General features: G+C 53.6%; 13 protein-coding genes and 1 pseudogene. 5 read left to right on the top strand and 9 right to left on the bottom strand.

Annotated elements, in window-relative coordinates:
* The first annotated feature begins 42 nt into the window (after positions 1-42).
* Positions 43-1,956, top strand: coding sequence for an FAD-dependent oxidoreductase (locus C7J97_RS00070; RefSeq protein WP_005924459.1), 1,914 nt, complete (start codon positions 43-45; stop codon positions 1,954-1,956).
* Positions 1,957-2,041: 85 nt separating this feature from the next.
* On the opposite strand, the gene C7J97_RS00065 is transcribed toward C7J97_RS00070, so the two are convergent.
* The 4 genes from C7J97_RS00065 to C7J97_RS00050 form a co-directional block, all read right to left on the bottom strand.
* A complete protein-coding gene (locus C7J97_RS00065; protein ID WP_113991667.1) occupies positions 2,042-3,403 on the bottom strand; it encodes an MATE family efflux transporter in 1,362 nt (453 codons plus the stop codon).
* An 11-nt stretch (positions 3,404-3,414) separates the two neighbouring features.
* Positions 3,415-5,025 (bottom strand): recombinase family protein, encoded by a 1,611-nt coding sequence (locus C7J97_RS00060; protein ID WP_242983408.1) that lies wholly within the window; start codon positions 5,023-5,025, stop codon positions 3,415-3,417.
* A 144-nt stretch (positions 5,026-5,169) separates the two neighbouring features.
* Entirely contained in the window at positions 5,170-5,733 is a 564-nt protein-coding gene (locus C7J97_RS00055) for a chromate transporter (RefSeq protein ID WP_113991666.1), read from the bottom strand.
* A complete protein-coding gene (locus C7J97_RS00050; protein WP_113991665.1) occupies positions 5,730-6,317 on the bottom strand; it encodes a chromate transporter in 588 nt (195 codons plus the stop codon). Before C7J97_RS00050 ends, C7J97_RS00055 begins: the two co-directional genes overlap by 4 nt.
* A 146-nt stretch (positions 6,318-6,463) precedes the next feature.
* On the opposite strand from C7J97_RS00050, the gene C7J97_RS00045 reads away from it, so the two are divergent.
* A complete protein-coding gene (locus C7J97_RS00045) occupies positions 6,464-7,573 on the top strand; it encodes an anaerobic sulfatase maturase (RefSeq protein ID WP_113991664.1) in 1,110 nt (369 codons plus the stop codon).
* A gap of 41 nt (positions 7,574-7,614) precedes the next feature.
* Here C7J97_RS00045 and C7J97_RS00040 read toward each other — a convergent pair whose 3' ends face one another.
* The 5 genes from C7J97_RS00040 to C7J97_RS00020 all read right to left on the bottom strand — a co-directional run bounded on the left by C7J97_RS00040 (position 7,615) and on the right by C7J97_RS00020 (position 13,218).
* On the bottom strand, positions 7,615-8,733 hold the full coding sequence (locus C7J97_RS00040) for a GntR family transcriptional regulator (protein ID WP_113991663.1): 1,119 nt from the start codon (positions 8,731-8,733) through the stop codon (positions 7,615-7,617).
* A gap of 16 nt (positions 8,734-8,749) precedes the next feature.
* Entirely contained in the window at positions 8,750-10,105 is a 1,356-nt protein-coding gene (locus tag C7J97_RS00035) for a sulfatase family protein (RefSeq protein ID WP_097776425.1), read from the bottom strand.
* A 15-nt stretch (positions 10,106-10,120) separates the two neighbouring features.
* Positions 10,121-11,629 carry a tripartite tricarboxylate transporter permease gene (locus tag C7J97_RS00030; protein WP_015536705.1) on the bottom strand — a complete coding sequence of 503 codons (1,509 nt, stop codon included), beginning with the start codon at positions 11,627-11,629 and terminating at the stop codon, positions 10,121-10,123.
* Between the two features lie 11 nt (positions 11,630-11,640).
* Complete coding sequence (locus C7J97_RS00025) at positions 11,641-12,156, bottom strand: tripartite tricarboxylate transporter TctB family protein (protein WP_113991662.1); 516 nt, start codon at positions 12,154-12,156, stop codon at positions 11,641-11,643.
* Positions 12,157-12,249: 93 nt separating this feature from the next.
* Entirely contained in the window at positions 12,250-13,218 is a 969-nt protein-coding gene (locus tag C7J97_RS00020; RefSeq protein ID WP_005941123.1) for a tripartite tricarboxylate transporter substrate-binding protein, read from the bottom strand.
* Between the two features lie 388 nt (positions 13,219-13,606).
* Between C7J97_RS00020 and C7J97_RS15130 the strand changes: the two genes are divergently transcribed.
* The 3 genes and pseudogenes from C7J97_RS15130 to C7J97_RS15305 form a co-directional block, all read left to right on the top strand.
* Positions 13,607-14,137, top strand: coding sequence for a hypothetical protein (locus C7J97_RS15130; protein WP_207657552.1), 531 nt, complete (start codon positions 13,607-13,609; stop codon positions 14,135-14,137).
* A 36-nt stretch (positions 14,138-14,173) separates the two neighbouring features.
* Positions 14,174-14,608: a plasmid mobilization protein gene (locus C7J97_RS00010; RefSeq protein ID WP_113991661.1), complete on the top strand. Its 435-nt coding sequence runs from the start codon at positions 14,174-14,176 to the stop codon at positions 14,606-14,608.
* Positions 14,580-14,689: pseudogene (locus C7J97_RS15305) on the top strand (relaxase/mobilization nuclease domain-containing protein); the annotation flags it as partial. The gene C7J97_RS00010 and the pseudogene C7J97_RS15305, both read left to right, overlap by 29 nt.

Raw genomic sequence — 14,689 nt, 5'->3', positions numbered from 1 at the left:
AAACGCAAAAAAGAAGAGAAAAGAAAAAGAAAGGCGAACCTTATGGCTAAGATCTCTCGTCGCAACTTTATGCGCGGTGCCGCTGTGGGCACCATGGGCGCAGCTGCTGCCGGTCTGCTGACCGCCTGCGGCAACTCCGCTTCCAGCACCACCGGTGCTCCCGCTTCCTCCGCAGCTTCCTCTGCTGCCTCCTCCGCTGTGACCAAGCCCTCCTCCCCGGTAGACGGCAAGTACGTCACCAAGGCAATGGGTCACGAAAGCTGGGTGCACGTTGCCACCACCTTCTTTGACGGCAAGATCACTGCCTGTGAGGTGCTGTCTCACGAGGAGACCATCGGCATCGGCAACTATGCCTGCTCCCGCATCCCCGCCGCCATCGTCGAGCACCAGAGTGTCAACGTGCCCAACCTGCGCGGCTCCTCCATCACCTCCATGGCTGTCAAGGCAGCTGTGAAGGAGGCCATCGAGCTGGCCGGTTATAACGTGGACGACTTCTCCAAGGAGGTCACCATCGCTGCTTCCAACGAGGTCATCGAGGAAGAGGCTGATGTCGTCATCATGGGTGCCGGCACCTCCGGCCTGACCTGCGCCTGCCGCCTGCTGGAGGCCGGCTACAGCGTCATTCTGGTGGAGAAGCGCGATATCCCCGGCGGCTCCATGTCCATGACCTACGGCGGCGTTGCCACCGCAGGCTCCAAGCTGCAGTACAACTACGATGTGGACGGCAGCTTCCGCAGCTCTGCCATGGGCACGCTGGAGGGCATGATGAACTTCTGGCAGACCATGGAGAAGTACCACCGCACCGAGTTCTTCAACGGTGAAATGCCCTACATGACCAAGCAGTACACCGTCGCCGGTGATCTGGTGGACTGGATGGCAGGCATCGGCATCGGCTTCAACACCATGGGCAACTACGAAAGCGCTACCCAGTACGGCGCTTCCACCCCGTATCTGGCACCCGGCTGCTACGAGGGCGGCGCAGGCTACGCCATGATGTTCATGGCACAGCGCGTGGAGAAGTACGAGAAGGGCAAGATCATCTACTCCACCAGCGTCACCGACCTGATCAAGGACGAAAGCGGCCGTGTTGTGGGCTTCCACGCCAAGGGCGAGAACGGCGCAAGCTATACCCTGCGCGGCAAGGCGGTCTGCCTTGCTTCCGGCGGTTTTGCCAAGAACCCCGAAATGCTGAAGAAGTACAGCCCCGACTACGCCGACTTCTTCTTCAATTGCGCCTCCAGCATGACCGGCGAGGGCATCCAGATGGGTATCGACGCCGGCGGCTATGTGGAGTGCGAGAACCGCGCTCTGCCCGCCTTCCTGTCCAGCTACAAGAGCAAGTTCGAGCTGGCCTTCATCCACCAGTCTGCCCCCGGCATCATGGTCAACATCAAGGGCGACAACATCGGCAACATCGTCTCCGATAACCACTACACCATGGCCAAGGCAAAGCTGAACAAGGACAACGGCGACACCTTCTACTATGTGTTCGACGAGTCCTCTGCCGTCAAGCTGCGCGACAGCGAGTCCTACGGCTTCAACGGTTACGTTGCCATGTTCGAGAAGGGCGAGGCTGTGCACTACGACAGCGTGGAGAAGGCCTCTGAGGAGCTGAACCTGCCCAATCTGGCAGACGCCATCGAGGCAAACAACGCCGCCGCTCTGGCTGGCGAGCCCGATGAGTTCGGCCGCCGCAACTGCCCCTACATCGAGACCCGCGACGGTCTGTGGGCCATCCGCGTTGACCCCACCTTCTACCTGACCACCGCAGGTCTGGCCATCGACACCGATTGCCACGTCCTGACCGAGGACAAGAAGGCCATCCCCGGCCTGTACGCTGCCGGCGACGTCTGCGGCTCCATCGAGGAGAAGGACGCCAAGCAGTACGGCATGGGCTTCGACGCCGCTCTGACCTACGGCTACATCATGGGCGAGACCCTGAAGAAGGAGATCTGAGCTGCGCTCTGACCCCCTGACAAAAGCATAAATAAAGGGCTGCTGCACAAACCGTGCAGCAGCCCTTTTTATATCATATTTCCTCTTACGCCGCCGCGGGCTTGCGGAAAATCGCCATGGCACGCTTGTAGCAGCTGGCGAAATAGGCGATCTCCGCCAGCGCGGTCAGTATCCAGCTGCACGGGTACAGCAGGTACAGTGCCGGGATGGTGTGGAAGTGGGCAAAGATGGTGTACACCCAGATCACCCGGAATACGCAGGAGCCCAGCACCACGATGACGGTGGGCACCACCGTCTTGCCCAGCCCGCGGGAGGCGGCGATGGTGCAGTCCATAAAGGCCGAGATGCCGTAGGCAAAGGCCATCACAGCTACACGCTTCATGCCGGCATCAATGACCGCCGCTTCGGTGGTGAACAGCTCAAGGAAGGCCGGCCCGCAGAAGAACAGCGCCGCGCCCAGTACAAGCCCCACGCCGAAGGAGTAGCCCAGACTGATGAAGTAGCTCTTCTTCACCCGGTCAGGCCGTCCCGCGCCGTAGTTCTGGCTCATAAAGCTGGCGCAGGCCATGTAGAAGGCCGCCATGCAGTCGTAGATCAGCCCATCCGCGTTGGCGGCGGCGCTGTTGCCCTTGACCATCAAAGAGTCAAAGGAGTTGACGCCCGCCTGAATGAACAGGTTGGCAATGGCAAAAATGGCATTCTGCAGCCCGGCAGGTACGCCCAGCGCAAGGATGCTCTTGGCCTGCACCGGGTCCAGCTGTAATTTGTGCGGGTCCAGCGCGTAGCAGTCCTGCACCCGGGTCAGCGCCCGCAGGATCAGAAACGCGGAAACGCACTGGCTGATGGCGCTGGCCAGCGCCACGCCCACCACGCTCAGATCGCACACGATGACAAAGAACAGGTTCAGTGCAATGTTCAGGGCACCGGCAATGGACAGATATATCAGCGGCTTTTTGGTGTCGCCGATGGAGCTGAACACCGCGTTGCCGAAGTTGTACAGCGCCAGCGCCGGCATACCCAGAAAATACACCCGCAGATACAAAATCGCGCCGGGCAGCAGATCCTCTTTGGTGTTCAGCAGCCGCAGCATGGCAGGGGAACCCAGCAGACCGATGAGCAGCAACGCCACACCGGCAACGGCGCTGATGATGGCCGCCGAGTGGACGGTCTTTTCCACGTCCTTGGGGTGGCGCGCACCGTAAAAACGCGCCACCAGCACGTTGATGCCGTTGCTCAGGCCGATGAGAAAGCCGGTGAACAGGGTCACCAGCGTGCTGGTGGAGCCCACGGCGCCCAGCGCCGTGGACCCGGCAAAGCGCCCCACCACCGCCACGTCCGACATATTGAACAGCACCTGCAGCAGGTTGGAAAGCGCCAGCGGCAGACTGACCAGAAAGATCTGCTTGGCCAGAGGGCCTTCCGTCAGCGTATTCGTTTGAGAACTCATACTTTTTTCCTTTATCCTATACATCCTAACCGTACCCGCGCACACCGGGGCACAGCCTCTATTATAAGGCACTGCGCTGCTTTTGCAAGATGGATTCGATAAAATAAATAAAAAGGACTGCTGCACATAACCTGTGCAGCAGTCCTTGGTGCAGTAAAGCAATCCAAATCCGAACCATTTCCCTCGGATGCAACTTCTGTCGCTTCTCCAAAGGTCACGGTCTGTGTGCCTTCTTTATAATTGAAGGTTATCAAAACCTTATCATCATACAGGTAAATCGAATTGATGAAGGTATCCACCAACGCCTGCCGCTGGTCTTTCAGGCTCATATCCAGCTTACGGAACCGCAGCAGCCAGAACCGAATGAATTCTTCGGTCACTTTCGGCTTCGCCAGCTTTTCTTCCGCAATGCGGGCTTCAAGCTCACGCTTGGTTTCTTCCAGCTGCTCCAGCCGCTCCTTGGTGGAACTGGTTAGGATTCCAGCTTGAATCGCGTTCAGCATATTCTGGATACCAGATTCCGCATCCCGAAGCTGCTTCTCATAGAGTGGAATGTTAGTGTTCTCCTTATTTTGCAGTTCCATCACCTTGGCGATGATGGATTCCATAGCGGCATCGTCTTTCACAAGCTGCATGGTCTGGTTGACTACCAAATCTTCCAGCCACTGTTTGCGGACGGTCTTTTTCTTGCAGCCCTTGTGCTTTTTGGCAGTAGCACATTTATAGTAGCGGTGAATTTCACCCGTCCGGCTTGTGCCGCTCTCGCCAAACATCAACGCCCCACAGTAGCCGCAGAACAGCTTGGTGGTGAGCAGATAATCGTCCTCTGCCTTTCTACGGGCAGGGGCTTTCTTGTTTTTTGCGATCTTCTCCTGCACATCCTCAAACAGTTCCAGTGGAATGATGGGCGGGATAGCATCCGGTACGACAACATCCCGGAATTTCAGTTCTCCGATGTACCGCCGGTTCTTGAGCATATGTTCAACGCTGTTATAAGTAAATGCACCGCCCACCGGGTTCTTGATGCCGTTTTCGTTCAGCCAGTCCCGAATCTCCTTCATAGTGGAGCCTTCATTGTACTTCTTGAACGATTCAAGCACAAAAGGCGAGGTGAGAGGGTCGATGTGGAACTTCCGCTCGGAATCCAGCGTGTACCCAAAGGTTCCACGGCCACCGTTGCAGCGGCCTTTCAGGATGTTCTCGGTCTGTCCACGCACGACCTTCTCGGCAAGGTCAGCGGAATAATACTCGGCATAACCTTCCAGCACAGATTCCAGAATAATGCCCTCCGGCCCCTCGGAGATGATCTCGGTGGCAGACATGAGCTTGACGCCGTTCTTCTTCAGTTGGGTCTTATACCGGGCACTGTCGTAGCGGTTCCGAGCAAACCGGTCCAGCTTCCAGACCAGCACAATGTCAAACAGCGTCTTGTCGCTGTCCTTAATCATCTGCTGGAACTCCGGGCGGTTGTCCGTCTTGGCGGAGATAGCACGGTCAATATAGTGCTTGACGATGGTGATGCCGTTTTTCTCGGCATAAGCCGTGCATTCCCGGATCTGGCCTTCGATGGATTCTTCGCGCTGGTTGTCCGAGGAATAGCGAGCATAGATCACGGCAGTCATGGCGGGCACCTCCATTTTATACGTCATTGAACGGTAATACGTTCATCAAAGCAATGTTTCGTATAATGTATATACCACAGCTTTGCCCTGATTGCAAGCCCAATGATTTATTTTCATGATTCCAACAGACAAATTGTCTTAAGATTATATTCCGAGCAAAATGTGAAGTCCAAGCCCGGCCACGCCGCACAGGCACATGGTCAGGATGGGATTCCACTTGAGCTTCCGTAGGACAAAAAATGCCGATGCAAAACTGCCGATGCCGATCCAGTCTACGTTGGCGAGCGCCTTTGCACTCTCTCCGAACACCACCATAGACAGTATAGAAAGACCTGCACCAAAGATAAGCGCTACAATGACCGGACGCAGGCATGCCAGAACACTTTGCAGCAGAGAGATATCCTTGTATTTACGATAGATGTAGGATAGAAGTGAAACAAAGAACAGCGCCGGTGTAATGCAACCTAGTGTTGCAATGATGGCTCCGGGTACCTGCGCGATACGCAAACCAACAAAAGTTGCCGAGTTGACCGCAATGGGACCAGGGGTCATTTCTGCAATCGTGATGAGGTCAGTAAACTCCTGCATCGTCAGCCAGCCATGTTGTTCCACCACTTGGCTCTGGATCAGCGGCATGGCCGCATAGCCGCCGCCTACGCTGAACATACCCACCTGCAAAAAGCTGAGAAAAAGCTGTAAGTAGATCATTTTGCACCACCTTTTTTCCACTGGACCAGAGCCAGCACCACGCCGAATACTGCAGCGGCAAGGATGACCACCACCACATTGACATCAAACACCGTATTTGCGACAAACGCTGCGACCATCAGGGCAATATACACCCATGAGCGGATCTTCAGCACCTTGCCGCCGAGGTCGAATACAACATCCAGAATGACCGCCGCCACACCAGCCTGCATTCCCTTGAGTAACAACGCGATATAGCGATTGGTGGCAAAAGCATTGTAGAACACAGAAATGATTGAAAGAATGACCATAGGTGGGATGATGGTGCCCAACACTGCCACGATCATTCCAATCAAGCCTTCTACCTGCCAACCTACCAGAATTGCAGCATTGACCGCGATTGCGCCCGGAGAGGACTGCGCCAACGCTGTCATATCCAGCATTTCCTGTTCATCGATCCAGTGCAGCTCATCTACAAATTTTTTCTTCATAAAGGTCACGATGACAAAGCCGCCGCCGAAGGTAAAGCTGCTAATGTACAGCGTACTCAAAAACAGCTTCCAAAGCCGTGCTGACCGTGTACCGTATGTTTTATTTTCATCCATACAAGTTTTCTTCTCCTTTTTTGATTTTCGGACAACTATATTCGTTTTCTTACTATTTCAAACAGCTTTTAACTGTTACTGCTTGCGAAAGCCCGTATTTTCCGGTATCCTTGTTTTAAGAACTGCGAAGCACGGAGGGAATCTCTATGAAACATAATACATTTCTCGTCAAGCCAGCGTCCAGCCTGTGCAATCTGCGTTGCCGGTACTGCTTTTATGACGATGTTTCCAACAGCCGAGCCTGCAAAAATATGGGACTGCTTTCCCATGAAATGGCAGGAGAACTGGTTGAAAAGGCTTTTGCAGCCACAGAGGAAGGCGGCAGCGTCCATTTTCTGTTTCAGGGCGGCGAACCGACTCTTGCCGGGTTGGATTTCTTCCGGTTCTTTCTGGAAACGGAGCGTTCCATGCAGCGCAATATCTCTGTGTTCCACAGCATCCAGACCAATGGCATTTGTCTGGATGAAGAGTGGGCTTCCTTTTTCAAAGCCAACTCTTTCCTCGTAGGCCTCTCTCTGGACGGCACACAGGAGAACCATGATCTCTATCGGCTGGACGCAGCTGGGCAGGGCACATGGGATAAAGTAACTCATGCGCTTGCGCTGCTGGATGCCTACAGGGTCGAAACGAATCTGCTCTGTGTTGTGACCGGACAGCTGGCCAGAAAGCCGCAGCGAGCCTTCAAAAGCCTCTGCGAGTTGGGACAGCACAATCTGCAATTCATCCCATGTCTTGACCCACTTGATACGATTGGAGGGCAGGCATATTCTCTAACGCCGGAACTTTATGGTCGTTTTCTGTGCGGCGTCTTTGATAATTGGTATCAGCAGCTGCAACGAGGCAATTATATCAGCGTTCGCAATTTTGAGGACTATCTGCGTATCCTGCTGGGAATGCCGCCTACCTCCTGCGCTTCCTCCGGTTCCTGTGGACATTATCTTACCGTAGAAGGTGACGGAAGCCTTTATCCCTGTGACTTTTATGTTCTGGATGAGTGGAAGCTGGGAAATCTGAGCCACTGTACCGTTGAAGATGCGCTTGATTCTCCCACAAGCCAGACATTTCTGGCACAGGGCCGCAAACGCCCGGCGGAATGCGCAGCATGTGCTTATCAGCTGCTCTGCCGGGGCGGATGCAAGCGAGATTGGGACGCCTCTGGAAGCAACCGCTTTTGCGCAGCGTATAAGCAGTTCTTTGCCTATGTGCTTCCGCGCCTGCATACTGCTGCACATTTTCTGGCACAACAAAACCGGTAAAGAGATTCTCCCGGAGAGCAGTACTGCCTCCGGGAGAATCTTTATTTTACCTTTTTGAGCTTCCGGATGGAATGGCCATCGTAGAGGATGGGCTTCATGACATAAGTGTAGTTCCGGTCATCGCATTCGCCGGTGGAAATCATCTCCATAAGCCGCAGCGCAAGCTGACGTCCCATCTCGAAGCCTTGCTCCACGGAGCAGGTAACATCCTCCTGCCGATAAGTTTCTTCGGAATAATCAAAACAGACCAGCGAATAATCTTCGGGTACAGTCTTCCCCATTTTCTGCAGGGTTTTCATGACCAGCCGATAGATGATGTAGTTGCAGCAGACGATAGCGGTGCATTTAGGGATGCTCTTCAGAAATCTTTCAATGGAACGGACATAGCTTTCGTTGTGGGCTTCGTCCGAAATACACCACTTGATGTAATCATCGTTCAGTTCCAAACCACGATTTCGCATCGCTTCCGCCATGCCTTGAAACTTTTCTACGCTCTGGTAGTTGTCGTACACGAAGATGCCTGCAATGTGGCTGTGTCCGGCATCCATCAGGCGTTCTATCAGCTGATGGGCACATTCGATATCATTGATCGTTACGCGGGGGCAGCGCAAGTTCCGATAGAAGTTGTTGTAGAATATCACCGGGATCTTACGTCGGTAAAGCTCCTTGTAGCAGTCAAGATTTGGGCTGAGGATGCTCGATTTGACACCATCCACGATGAAACCGTGAAAATTCTGATGTACCACAGTCTCCAGACAGCGGCGTTCGTTGCAGAATTTGTTATCGGTCAGAAATACATGGAGGTCAACCTGCTCCTGCGTCAGGACACTGCGAACCCCTTCGATTAATCCCGAATTTGCACTCGTATCCTGACCTTGCAAAACAAGGCCGATCTTATAAAGTGCATCCTCGGTGTTCAAATCGCGCGTCATCACCTTTTCCCGGTGGAAATAGGTGCCGCTCCCTTTGACTTTGTACACGATTCCTTCATTCACCAATCGGTCAATGGCAACTCGAATCGTTTCCCGGCTGACGCCCAGCTTTCGGCAGAGTGCATTTTCCGAGGGCAGTCGTTGATTTCCAGAAAACTTGTTTTCGTCGATATAAGCCAGAAGCCAACGATATACCTGAGCAGATTTTTTCTCAGCAGCCGAGAGCATGGGCAAACGCTCCTTTTCAGTCGGTGATGGTGGGGCGGGTGCCTTCTGCGTGCTGTATCCAGTTCAGCAAGCGCTCACGAAGCTCCGCTTTGACGTCGGCGTATGCAGGATCTGCGACAACATTGTTCAGCTGCCACGGGTCTTTCTGCATATCATAGAGGAAGTCGTCCGCATACACATCAGATGCCGCAGCCTCGCCGCCATTGACACCGGGGGCATAGACAGAGTACATATAATCTGCCGTGCGGATGCAGCGGCCGCAGCGGCTCTCCGAGATTTGGGCGTAGACCTCATTAGCTCTATTATGATTTTTCTTTTCCACAACGTCAAGCAGATTTTCGCCGATCATCTTGTCGCCGACATCCACGCCTGCCAAAGCCAACAGAGTCTTGGGGATGCTCTCGGTGCTGACCAGCTCGGTGACTTCCTTGCCGCCCTTGAACGGGCCGCCGCAGATGACCAGCGGCACATGCAGGCAGCCGTCGTGGCACGAGCGCTTATAGTCATCGTATCCGTTCAGATGGGCGTCGCGGTTGCGGGTCTTGAAATGAGAGCCATGGTCGGAAGCGTAAAGGATAACAGTATTCTCATACAGACCCTTTTCTTTCAGTTTTTCCACCAGCTTGCCGAGGTTCTCGTCGAGGCTTGCGCACTGTCCCAGATAATCCGGATACTCTTCTGCTGCATTGCCGCCCAGAGCCTTCAAGTCTTCGGGGAGGACAAAATCCGCAAATCGCTGCTTCGAGCCGTTGGGGCCTTCGTAGTGGTTGTGGTCATTCTGATGGTGCGGCTCAATTTGGGATACGGTCATGAAGAAGGGCTTTTCGCCGGTGTACTGGTCGAGGTAGTCCAGCGCGAACTGGTTGATGCAGTCAGCACGGTAGCCCTTAAAATCGATGCGGTTGTTGTTCTCGTCGAACACATAGCCGTCGTAGCCGTGGGAGGTAAATTCCAGCACATCGGCTGCACGCCAGTAGCCGGTGTAGCCGCCGCGCAACTCCAACGGAACGGCTGTAATGGTATGGTCAATGGTCGGCTTCTTTTCCAGCTCGCCATCCGAGGCCAGATGCCACTTGCCGACATAGGCAGTTTCGTAGCCGGCATCTTTTTCCATATACTCGCCCAGAGTCTTGATATTCGAGGGCAGCATCAGGTTATTGCGGAAACAGCCTGTCTCAGTGGGGTATTTTCCGGTCTGGAATAGGGCGCGGCAAGGGCCGCACACCGGCTGGGGAGAGAAAGCATTGTCAAATTTTACGCCCTCCTCTGCCAGCTTGTCCAGATTGGGTGTGACGTTGAGCGGCTGGCCGAAGCAGCCGCAGGTATCCCAGCGCTGCTGGTCACTGAAGTAGAAAATAATGTTATATGCCACGGTCTTTACCTCCTTTTACTGTTCCACTTTCGCGTTCTTCGTTTCCTTCATCTTGCCGCGCAGGATGCCGATGATAACCACCACGATTAGCGCGATAAAAATCCAGCAATACACACTGCTGAAGAAGATTTTGGGACTTCCATCCGAGATGAGCAGGGCGCGGCGGAAGTTCGTCTCGGTCATATTGCCCAGCACCATGCCCAGCAGCACAGGGACAGCGGGCAGCTCCAGCTTGCGCATGAACCACGCCATCACGCCGAACACCAGCGCAACGCTCAAATCAAAATAGCTGCTGTTCACCGAGTAAGCACCGGCGAAACAGAAAATCACGATGATGGGAGTCAAGATCTGCTGAGGGATGGAGACGACCTTTGCAAACAGGCTAGTCAGGTATTTGCCCTGCAGGAACATGAAGATGTTCACGAGGATAAGGCCCAGCATGATGGCATACATGATAGCGCCGTCGGTGGTGAACAGCGAGAGACCGGGGTTCAGGCCATTTATCATCAGGGCCGACAACATGATGGCCACGCAGCCGTCGCCGGGGATGCCCAGCGTCAGCAAGGGAATCAGGGTCGCGCCACAGACGGCATTGTTGGCAGACTCAGCAGCCGCAACGCCCTCCACAGAACCGTGGCCGAATTCCTCGGGATGCTTGGACAGGTTCTTCGCAGTGTTGTAGGAGAACCACGAGGCCTCCGACGCACCCGTGCCAGGTACGATACCAACACAGGAACCGATGATAGAACCCATCAGCACTGGTCGGAACATCCGCTTGTATTCATCTTTTGTGATTTTGCCGTCATCATTGCCGATTTTTCCGGCGTGAAGGTTCAACTCATTCCGCTTCAGCTCTGCCTTGCCAATGATTTCCACCAGTGCGAACAAACCGATGAGGGTAACGGCAAGGTCAAGACCCAGATACAGACGGGGAATACCAAATGTAAAGCGGTCATAGCTGGTCATGGGGTCTGCGCCCACACAGGAAATAAGCAAACCAAGGCAGGCGGCGATGATGCCCTTGACAAGGCTCTTACCAGAAACGCCTGCAATAATCGTCATGCCGAACAGGCAGACCATAAAGTACTCCGCCGTGCCGAGCTGTGCCGAAATTTTTGCGACCTGAGGGCCGAGGAAGAGCAGCACCAGCGCAGAGAAGATACCGCCAAAGGTAGATGCATAAAGTGCAATTTTCAACGCCGCCTTAGTGCGGCCCATTTTGGACAGCGGATAGCCGTCCAGCATAGTAGCCGCCGCGTGGGGCGTACCCGGCGTGTTGATAAGGATAGCCGATACCGATCCACCATAGCCACCTGCGCAGTAAATGCCCAACAGGAACATCATGCCGGGAATCGCACGCATGGTATAAGTGACAGGCAGGAATAGGATGATGCAGAGGATAACACTTAATCCCGGGATGGCCGCGAACACGCAGCCAATAAAGACGCCGAGGTTTATCCAGATGATATTTTCGAGGGTGAAAAGCAGCCCGGAGGCCGGGCCGATAAAGTCAAACAAACCCATATTCTGCCTCCTCAGAAACTAACATTCAGCACAAAGTGGAACACGACCCAGATCAGCACAGCCATTGAAACTGTGATGGCATAGTAAAGGGGTTTCTTGCAGCGGAAAAAGACCAGAAATGCCAGTGCGCAGAATACAGCGCCCACAACAAACAGATCCGTGACCTCTGCCAGCAGATAAGTGACCACCAGAATGAGGACGATGACGAGTGCTTTTGTTTCCACCAAAAGATTCAGCGTTTTAGTTTTGGTCGGGCGGTGCATCACCATGTTGTATGCCTCGCGGCCCACCAGAAGGGCGCTCATGGCCAGCATGAGCCAAATCAGCATCGTCGGGAAAGCGCGGCCATTCACAACGTCTTTTTCCGAGATCTGCACCTGCTGCGGCATGATGAGCAGCAGCACGATGCCAATGACCAGAAACAGAATGCCGCAAATCAGGTCTACCGGGTACTCGATGTTCTTCTGTTCGAGCTTTGCGCCCCATTCATCCAGTTTTGCTTCGGCACGTTCTATCAGATTTTTCACTTGTTTCAACTCCTTTTGGAAACATAAAAGCAGGGAGAAGGGGATGTCCCCGTTCCCCCTGCTTCAGCTTTTTGTCGCTATGAGGGCTTTTTATCAGCCTGCCACGATGTCCTTATACTGCTCGACGATGCTCTTGACGTTCTCAATGTGAGCCTTCACATCGTCCTCGGTCATGGTATCGACTTCCAGCAGCATGGTGTCGTTCAGCCACTCGACCATCTCATCATCGGCGAGGATCTTATCATACAGCTCTTTCAGCTCGGCAACCTTTGCGGCGTCAGTACCTTTGCGAGCCATGACAAAGCAGCGGTTGCGGAAGTAGGGGTAGCCCTTGGAGCCAACGCCCTCAACGCCTGCGAAGGGGCCGTTTTCGATAGCCTTGTCATCGAATGCGCAAACCACATCAACGCCGCCCTGCTGGTAGGTCTCAAGAATCTGAGACTGGTGAGAGACCGCGAAGTTCGTTTCACCCTTAGCTACAGCCTGTGCAGCCTCCGCAGCGGACTGGTACGGAGTCAGTTTCAGCTGGTCGCCGGCACCCATAGAGCCGAACAGAGCCGCTGCCAGGAAAGCCTCGGAGCCGGTAGCGCCGTTAACGGCCACGGATACGGGGTTGCCTGCCTTGACATAGGCCTCCAGATCGTCCAGATTCTTGAGGTTCAGTGAAGAATCAGCGGACAGGACGAAGACGGAGGAGTACAAGTTCTCCACGAACTCAAAATCGTCGTAGCTGAACTGCAGCTTGGCCGGATCCAGAGTCTCGGTAATGGCGAACAGACCCTCACCGGCGAAGACCAGTTCCTTATCATTTGCCTTAGTACTGGACACCCAAGTGTTGACAGTAGCAGCATCGCCCTTGACGGCTTCAGCAACCAGTGTGATTTTATTATCAGAATAATCAGGGGACTTGGCAGCAGCCTTTTGGCTGACCATCGCTGCTACACCAGACGGTGCCCACGGGCAGGTAACTTTCCAGCTCTCCTGTTTGCTTCCGCAGCCGGTAAGCATCGACAAAGCAAGGACACCGGCGGTGACCAACGCCGCAATACGCTTTTTCATCATTTTACTCTCCTTTTTTGTTTTGCCTTTTCGTGTGGTAGCAAGCACTTCACCGTGCTTTTGTTACCAACAAGATAACATTTCAAGCAATTTCAAGTCAACAACTTTTTTTATTTTATAAAAAAAGTTGTCTGGTAAAAGAGCTAAATGACCACATCTGTATTTTGCTGTAGAAAACTTATTGTGCACATTGCACATCCGCTTGAATCATCTTTGTGCAGCTTAAATTCTTTCATGATGTAAAGTGTATCATATTCATAATAGAAGTCTTACTATTGTCTCCATTCATAAATAATTTCTTCGGAATCATCTTGACGTACCCTACGAACCATGATATTCTCTATCACAAATCCCACTGAACTTGTAGATTGATTGCAAATCTTCTGCAAAAGTGGTTGGTTATCACCGTGAGCCCCACCACTTCAGTGAGGAAAAATCCACGAAAGAAGCTACCGCCCCGCAACACACCCGATTCATTTTGCCGCCGATTCACCCGACAAAATCATCGCTGCGCTGCGTGGGCGGTATTTTTCTTTTACGGGAGCTGCACATTGAAAATTTCATGAGCCGACCGGACGTGATACCGACTTTTTGTCAACGCCGCTGCAAAACAGGGGTAGGAACTTCGTTCGGAGCAAACGGCGATCAACATACACGAGCAGCGGAACCCTCTACTTATTTTTGCGTCTTAACCATTCGGAAACAATTACCCAGAAATGGTTTTGAGCGCAGCGGTAGAGGGCAAGAACCGTCCCGTGGCCACAAATTTTCAATTCTTGAAAATTTTGTGTTCCACCGGGACTTCACTTTTCAAACTCTTGCGAGTTTTCAAAGTGATCTTGTTGGGGCGTGCCTGCCCCAAACCCTGCTCATAGTTCGCGCCCTGCAGCGCGAACAGCAACGGCGTGTCGTGTTTCCATAACTTCACCGAGGAGTTATCGAACAGACAGGAGGTTCAATGAACAAAACGAATGTCAAAGCGAATCCCAGCACGACCCACCGCCACGACATGCCGAACAACAAAACGCACATCATCAAGTTCCGAGTGACGGAAACTGAAAAGATGGAACTCCAATGCACAGCAAAACTCCTTCATCTCTCCCTGTCCACCCTCATCCGCCGTGCGCTGCACAGTGCGAAGATCGAGCGCACTGTTGTCGTTACCGGCGGCGGAGAAGAAACCCTGACTGCCGTTTCCACCCTGCTTGCCCAGTGCAGCAGGGTGGGCGGAAATTTGAACCAACTCGCACGACACTTCAACTCCGGCGGCGCAGACACTGAACAGCTGCGGGCGAAACTCCTTGAAGAACTTGCAGACCTGACCGCATTCCGGCTCCACGCCGAGAAAGTTCTGGGTGAACTGTATGGCAACGCTGAAGCATATCGCCTCTAAGAATTCGGACTACACCGCCATCGAAGCGTACCTCGTTTACCAGCACGATGAATTTTCCGGCAAGGTAATTCTGGACGAACA

The sequence above is a fragment of the Faecalibacterium prausnitzii genome (genome assembly GCF_003324185.1).
Classification (GTDB): domain Bacteria; phylum Bacillota; class Clostridia; order Oscillospirales; family Ruminococcaceae; genus Faecalibacterium; species Faecalibacterium prausnitzii.
The sequence above is the reverse complement of the archived record's forward strand: the minus strand, read 5'-3'. Positions and strand labels throughout refer to the sequence as shown.

Excerpts from the sequence above, each read along its gene's own strand:
- C7J97_RS00020 (WP_005941123.1), bottom strand. The coding sequence starts at position 13,218 with ATGATGAAAAAGCGTATTGCGGCGTTGGTCACCGCCGGTGTCCTTGCT.
- C7J97_RS00065 (WP_113991667.1), bottom strand. The coding sequence starts at position 3,403 with ATGAGTTCTCAAACGAATACGCTGACGGAAGGCCCTCTGGCCAAGCAG.
- C7J97_RS00060 (WP_242983408.1), bottom strand. The coding sequence starts at position 5,025 with ATGACTGCCGTGATCTATGCTCGCTATTCCTCGGACAACCAGCGCGAA.
- C7J97_RS00040 (WP_113991663.1), bottom strand. The coding sequence starts at position 8,733 with ATGCTCTCGGCTGCTGAGAAAAAATCTGCTCAGGTATATCGTTGGCTT.
- C7J97_RS00070 (WP_005924459.1), top strand. The coding sequence starts at position 43 with ATGGCTAAGATCTCTCGTCGCAACTTTATGCGCGGTGCCGCTGTGGGC.
- C7J97_RS00045 (WP_113991664.1), top strand. The coding sequence starts at position 6,464 with ATGAAACATAATACATTTCTCGTCAAGCCAGCGTCCAGCCTGTGCAAT.
- C7J97_RS00010 (WP_113991661.1), top strand. The coding sequence starts at position 14,174 with ATGAACAAAACGAATGTCAAAGCGAATCCCAGCACGACCCACCGCCAC.
- C7J97_RS00030 (WP_015536705.1), bottom strand. The coding sequence starts at position 11,629 with ATGGGTTTGTTTGACTTTATCGGCCCGGCCTCCGGGCTGCTTTTCACC.
- C7J97_RS00055 (WP_113991666.1), bottom strand. The coding sequence starts at position 5,733 with ATGATCTACTTACAGCTTTTTCTCAGCTTTTTGCAGGTGGGTATGTTC.
- C7J97_RS00050 (WP_113991665.1), bottom strand. The coding sequence starts at position 6,317 with ATGGATGAAAATAAAACATACGGTACACGGTCAGCACGGCTTTGGAAG.